Annotated in this window: 5 protein-coding genes; 4 read left to right on the plus strand and 1 reads right to left on the minus strand. The window is 44.1% G+C overall.

Annotated elements, in window-relative coordinates; genetic code table 11:
• Nucleotides 1-111: 111 nt before the first annotated feature.
• A complete protein-coding gene (locus B2899_RS00775; RefSeq protein WP_286883294.1) occupies nucleotides 112-381 on the minus strand; it encodes a hypothetical protein in 270 nt (89 codons plus the stop codon).
• A 247-nt stretch (nucleotides 382-628) separates the two neighbouring features.
• On the opposite strand from B2899_RS00775, the gene B2899_RS00780 reads away from it, so the two are divergent.
• The 4 genes from B2899_RS00780 to B2899_RS00795 all read left to right on the plus strand — a co-directional run.
• A complete protein-coding gene (locus tag B2899_RS00780; protein ID WP_286883296.1) occupies nucleotides 629-2281 on the plus strand; it encodes an Ig-like domain-containing protein in 1653 nt (550 codons plus the stop codon).
• Between the two features lie 189 nt (nucleotides 2282-2470).
• Nucleotides 2471-5107, plus strand: coding sequence for an S-layer homology domain-containing protein (locus B2899_RS00785; protein WP_286883299.1), 2637 nt, complete (start codon nucleotides 2471-2473; stop codon nucleotides 5105-5107).
• 212 nt (nucleotides 5108-5319) lie between these two features.
• Nucleotides 5320-5856 (plus strand): winged helix-turn-helix domain-containing protein, encoded by a 537-nt coding sequence (locus B2899_RS00790; protein WP_286883301.1) that lies wholly within the window; start codon nucleotides 5320-5322, stop codon nucleotides 5854-5856.
• A partial coding sequence (locus tag B2899_RS00795) for a Gfo/Idh/MocA family protein (RefSeq protein WP_286883303.1) occupies nucleotides 5853-6680 on the plus strand: 828 nt, incomplete at its 3' end. The genes B2899_RS00790 and B2899_RS00795, both read left to right, overlap by 4 nt.

The raw sequence follows: 6680 nt of genomic DNA on the forward strand, positions 1-6680 counted from the left end.
AAGGCGAACGCCTTTTTCTTCCCCGGATCTCATTTCCTCTTTCCCTCCTTCTTTTCTCACGATTTTCACAGAAAAAAAGAGGCCTGCGAAGCGACTTCACTTTGCGGAAGTCTATTGCTCGTGCAGGCCTTTTAGACGGTTAATTTGTTTTTCATTTTCAAACTGGCGCTTTCCGATTAAATCAAAATCAGACTCAAGCATACGCATATGGCGGCTTACTTGCGCAAAGTTTTGCTGCATCTCTTTACGCATCCCTTCCATTTCTGCGCTCATTGTTTCCTGGCTGGCGTGGATTGCGCTTACCACTTCTTGCAACTCTTCTTGTCCTTTTTTGAGACTTTTTAATTCGGCGAGAATTAGCTTTAGAATTTCATCGCTCATACAGTTTCCGGCTCCTCTTTCTGGTTTTAACCGATGTCTTTCACTTCATCTCATCGAAAATTATATCACATGATATAGCAGATTTATTTATCATTTTCACTGAGAAGCTCAATTTGTCGTAATCACCACATTTGTTTTTCTATTAATCATTAATTTGTAAGAGAATCGCATTATTTTCTTCTAAAATGGCCTTGTAATGAAGTAGAATGGTAATAGATCCATAATCATGTAAGAGAGGTTATAAAAAATGAATAAAAGAAAAGTAGTTATTCCGCTCGTTACAGCCGTAGGTTTGATTTCCGGCGTTTGGGTTTCCGATATCTCCGCTGTGTCTGCACAGCAAGTCCAGACAGGAACATTTTCTGTTGCCGATGTTAAGGTAGAAACAGGAGCAGACATGAAGGCCAGGCTTCCTTTCGATGCAAAGCTAGTTATCCGTTTCACTACCCCGGTTGAACCGTATACAGTAGACGACAGCGCTCTATTTGTAACAGACGAATTCGGAACCCGGGCATCCGTTACGAAAACATTTACGGATCAAGACAAGACGATTATTGTAAAACCGCCAAGCAACGGCTATGAACCGGGTCGTACGTACACGCTGCATGTAAAAACGGACATTTACGCAAAATCCGGAAAGCAACTAAGTCAGCCCATAAAGCAATCATTTACTATTCAGAACGAGATTGTCAGCATTCAGGGAGATGAAACGCACACGTTTTTTCTTGGTCCTAAGGGAGCGGTCTGGAGAAGCGGAAAAGAAAGCTTCCTCCCGGTAGAAAAAGAGCAGGACAAAACCATCTCAACCCCTCAAGCGTACAAGGAATTAACAGGTGTTAACACGATTGTGAAAGGAAAGGCACATTACCTGGCATTGAAAGAAGACGGTACGGTCTGGGCCTGGGGGGAAAACAAATCCGGAGAATTAGGAGATGGAACGACTCAATCCAAAAATGTTCCGACACAGATAAAAGAATTAACGGACGTAACCTCAGTGATTGCTGCTAACGATGCCGAGGGCAACGGATATAGCCTCGCCCTTAAAAAAGATGGAACCGTATGGGCATGGGGAAGCAATAAATACGGACAGTTGGGAGTCGGCGACTGGAACGGCACAACGGTTACAAAACCCAGGCAGATACAGGATTTTCGTGATATTACTTTTATCGCCAGCGGCACCGGAAGTGTATTTGCCGTAAAGAGTGACGGTAAAGTGTATGCCTGGGGAGATAACCGTATGGGGCAGTTAGGCGATGATTCGACGCAGACCCGTTATCGTCCGGTGAAAATCGAAAAGTTGAAAGATGTTGAAGGCGTTGTCGCAGGCAAAAACTATGCGCTGGCATATCAGAAGAACGGGAACGTGTATGCCTGGGGAAGCAATGAATTTGGCCAACTCGGCAACGGATCCAGCTCGTCAAGCGACATTCCGGTACAGGTAACCGGGTTATCCGGTGTTAAACAGCTAATCATCGCGGACAACAGCAACTTTGCTCTTAAAAATGACGGCACCGTTTGGAGCTGGGGACAGAATGAAAAAGGACAATTGGGAGACGGATCGACAAACAACCGTTTTATTCCTTTCCAAATCGGCAGCATGACCCACATCCAATCTATTTCCGTAAGCGGTAAGAATGGAATCGCGCTGGACGAGGATGGAAAGGTATGGACATGGGGCCAGCCGCAAACACAATTAGAGACGGATAAAAAGAACGAGAACAGCGCACCTGTCCAACTGCGTAATTTATCTAACATTAAGCAAATCTGGGCTAAATCAAATAGCTACTTTGCCGTCGAAAAAAATGGAACCGTATGGGCATGGGGTGAAAACAATGCAGGACAGCTAGGAGACGGAACAAGCAAAAGCCAGTCGGTCCCCGTTAAAATTCCGGCATTTTAATTAAGAGGCCGGCTGCCTGTGCAGCCGGTTGTTTTCTGTGTGGAAAAAGGACGAGCGGCAACGCCCGCGGGTTTTTCTTATGCAACATTTCCAAATTTATCTTCGTCTAGTATACGTTATCCAAAAAATCTTTTAGAATAGAATTAATAGAATGATATTCTAACTAAAAAAGAGGAGTGACCGCGAGAAATGAAACGCATCAAACGCACTATCGTTCCCCTGACGCTTGCAGGATTGCTTGGCGCGAACGGTCTTCTGCCGCTTACGGCAAATGCGGCTTCCGCGCCCGGCAAATTCTCCGATGTAGCCAGCAATCACTGGGCCAATCAATATATTGTAAAAATGGGACTCCGTAACGTAGTGGCAGGATATGAAAACGGAACGTTTAAGCCGGATCAAAGCGTGACGCAGCTACAGGCGCTTGCCATGGCCGTTCGCAACATGGGGCTTGCCGAAGAGGCGGAGCAATATAAAAGTGTCGCTGTCCCGTATACTGTTCCGGAATGGGCAAAAGGAACAGTCGCCCTTGCCATTTCGAAGGGGTTAATCAAAGTGGACGAGAAGCGTTTCTATCCGGACATGCCGGCTTCCCGTGCATGGGTAGCCCAGCTTATGGTTCGCATGATTGGCAAAGAAGCGGAAGTCGCAACTGTACCTGCCTCTTTGTTTATCGACAATTCGTCTATCCCTGACTGGTCGAAGGCATACGTAAACGCCGCTGTACATTATGAATTAATCTCCGGATATAAGGAAGGTGCCGGAGCCTCTTTTAGACCTAACCAGGCTGTAACCCGTGCAGAGATGGTAACGATGCTAAGTAAGGGGGAGAAGTTTCTCAATATTGAATCGGAAAACACGCACATCGGATATGTACAGAGTATAAGCGGAAACGTATTAACGCTCACCAATGAAGAGGGTACGGTACAATCCCGCTACACGCTCACAAGTCAGACCCAGCTCTATAACGGAAACGTTAAAACCGTTAGCACGGCAATTCAGCCGGATAGCCAGGTGCTTGTCATCGATAAAGACGGACAGGCTCTTTATGTAGAGGTAGTAAATTTCAAACAAAAATCCAAACGGGAGAAAGCGACAGTAGAGAAGGTATTTGCTGAAGCCAGCACGATAGTATTGCGCAAGGCCGACGGTAGCCTGCAGACCTATCCGGTAGACGCGAAGGCAGCTATCGGGGAAGACACGCAGCAAATGAAGCTCAGCGACTTTGCAAGTGGAGATGAAATTGAATTTGCGCTGAATGCCGACGGTAAGATTACCGAGCTTTTCCGTACGTCTGTAAGCAAAGCCAGAGCGCTCGAAGGCAATGTGTATGATGTAGATGAAGACAATCAACTGCTGACGATTAAAGCAGCCAATGGAAAACTGGAAGCGTATCAATACAACGAGAATACATACATAGACTACAAGGGAAAACGCTTCCCATACATTGGAGACCTATTGCCTGGAGATGCTGTTAAACTTGAAATGAACGGAACTGTTATCAGCAAAATTACCGTTGAAACGGAAAAAACCAGTGGTGCAGAGACGGGAACCGTCAAGGCCATCAGTGCGCAGGACAAATTTGTTACACTCCAGAGTGAAGACGGACAAATCAAGGCATATACTGTTGCGGCTAATGCAGTAATTTCATTGAGCGGGGCGCTTGCGCCTACACTGGCGGATATCAAAGTCGGCGATAAAGTAGAAATCAACGTACAAAACGGCATGGTTACCTCGCTTGCGGTCAAGAACCGCAGCGTACAAAGCAATAAGGATTTGTTGTCTGGCAGCATCTTTGCGATTGATACAGCCAACCGGATTCTGTCCCTGAAAGGAAGCAACGGAGAGCTCAAAGCTTACGAAATCGTCAACAACGCTGAGCTTCTGATTAACGGGGCTTCCCGCACGGCGCTAACCGAATTAAAGAAAGACATGAACGTCTCCATCCAATTGAATGAAGACAACAAAATCATCTACATCAATGCGGATAACCGTGTACGTGCCGAAGTGCTTCGCGTAAACGCTGAGGACAACCTGTTAACAGTAAAACTGGAAACCGGTGAAACGAAAGTATACGTTGTCGACCCGCGTGTAGATATCACCATCTATGATGTACGGGGTGAAGAACTTCGCGATCTGCAAACGAACGACAAAATCGCAATGAAGCTGGATGGAACGAAAGTGACAGAGATCGAAGTAGAACGGTCGTTTGTCTATCGTATTACGGAAAATGGCTCTACCTCTTCCAATCGTCTTACGGGTCAGGATGAGCGCGGCAATTCCCGCGACTTTACGATCAACAGCAGTGTCACCTTCACGATTCCGGGCATCCCATATCCAAAACCTTCTGATGTGAAGAAAGGGGATGTACTGCGCGTAACCTATCTGGGAGATGAGCTGAAGTCGGCTGCCGTAGTACCAAGTGTGTATGGGCAGGTCATATCTGTATCTGCTGAAACAGGCAAAGTCGTCGTAAGAGATTTGAACGGAGTGACAACGGAATTCACGGCAGGATACGGTACAACCATTCAGATTGGTGACCGTCAATATACCAATATCAATACGCTGCAGCCTGGAAATCGCGTCCAGGTAGCAGAAGCAGCCAACGGCGCTAAGAGTATCGTAGTACTAACCAAAGTAGAGGCGGCCTTTACTTCGCTTGATCCGCTGGGCGATCGGATTTATACGACAAAAGGTAGCTACTATCTGCCTGACAGTTTGTTTAATCGCCAGGTGAACCTACAATCGTTGCTGCGTGGATTGAAGAAGAATGATAATGTGGCGATTTATTTGCTGAATAACCAGGTGTATGAAATTGCAAAAGAGTAGATTAATAGATAAAATGCCGGTGATTTTTCCGGCATTTTTCTTTGGTAAGTATTGTTCTGAAATTTTACAAAAAAGATGTGATTTTGACAGCAACTAACAACGATGATTGACGTCTAAAATGAATACGAGTAAAATTATTACTCGGAAATATTTCTCTTTTTTTGTATGATTTCGTAGAGGAAAAACACTATTTTTCACTGGAGTGGAAAGGATTGCTGGACTATTTGATTACATCGAAAACACGCGTAAAACTGTTGTTGAAGTTTTTTTTGAATACGGAAGCGACAGGGTATTTACGCAGTCTAGCTGAAGAGTTTGGCGAGTCGACTAATTCCGTACGTGTGGAGTTGAATCGGTTAACAGAGGCCGGTTTGTTGGAGGCAAAGAATGAAGGGCGAACCAAGGTATATCGAGCAAATACGAAGCACGCGCTATTTGTAGACTTGCATAGTATAGTGAAAAAGTACATAGGAATTGACCGACTTGTTGATGATGTATTACAACATTTAGGCAATGTGGAGTTAGCATTTATTACAGGTGATTATGCAAGAGGGATTGATTCAGGAGTTATCGACTTTGTAATTGTAGGGAAAATAGATGAAAGCTACTTATATAGTTTGATTAAAAAATCAGAGAAGTTAATAGGAAGGAAAATTAAAGTTACATTGTTTGATAGTAAGGAATTTAATAGGTATAGAGCAAAGTTTGAGCAACAAAAAATACTTGTCGTATGGGGAGTAATTAAATGATTGGATTTGCTATTGTTGGATGTGGGCATATTGCCAAAAAACATATTGAAGCCATCAAAAATATTAGTAATGCTAGGCTTATAGCTTTTTGTGATACTAACCCTGTTCGCTTAGAAGAGTTTAAAAATACATATAATATAGCAGGATATTTATCATTGGAAGACATGTTAGCAAACGAACCGGAAATTGATGTAGTCAATATATGTGTGCCAAGTGGTTTGCATGCAAAATTAGCTACTATAGCAGCAGATTACGGAAAGCATATTGTGGTCGAAAAACCTATCGCTCTTACATTAGAAGATGCTGATTCTATTATAGAAGCCTGCAAAAGAAATAATGTTAAGTTGACAGTTGTTCACCCTAACCGTTTTCGTCCCGCTGTCGTTGCTTTAAAAGAAGCAATGGAAAGTAATTTATTCGGGAAAATCAGCCATGCAAATGCGACCGTTCGCTGGAATCGAAATCAAGCCTATTATGATCAGGCGACATGGCGTGGTACGAAGGAGATGGACGGCGGGGTTCTCATGAATCAAGCAATCCATAATTTGGATTTGCTTCTCTGGCTGGTTGGTCCTGTGGAAGAAGTACAGGCTTATACTGCAACTCGTTTGCGTAACATTGAAGCTGAAGATGTAGCAATAGCAGCTCTTACTTTCTCTAATGGTGCTTTAGGTATAATAGAAGCTGCATCTACTATTTATCCTAAGAACTATGAGGAATCGCTTAGTATATTTGGAGAAACAGGAAGTGCTGTTATTGGAGGTACAACAGCAAATTGGATTAAGCACTGGGTTTTTGAAGGGATTGATGAGGCAGGTTCAGCA

Origin of the sequence: Aneurinibacillus sp. UBA3580 (assembly GCF_002375825.1) — a bacterium.
Lineage (GTDB): Bacteria > Bacillota > Bacilli > Aneurinibacillales > Aneurinibacillaceae > Aneurinibacillus > Aneurinibacillus danicus.

Excerpts from the sequence above, each read along its gene's own strand:
- B2899_RS00775 (WP_286883294.1), bottom strand. The coding sequence starts at position 381 with ATGAGCGATGAAATTCTAAAGCTAATTCTCGCCGAATTAAAAAGTCTC.
- B2899_RS00780 (WP_286883296.1), top strand. The coding sequence starts at position 629 with ATGAATAAAAGAAAAGTAGTTATTCCGCTCGTTACAGCCGTAGGTTTG.
- B2899_RS00785 (WP_286883299.1), top strand. The coding sequence starts at position 2,471 with ATGAAACGCATCAAACGCACTATCGTTCCCCTGACGCTTGCAGGATTG.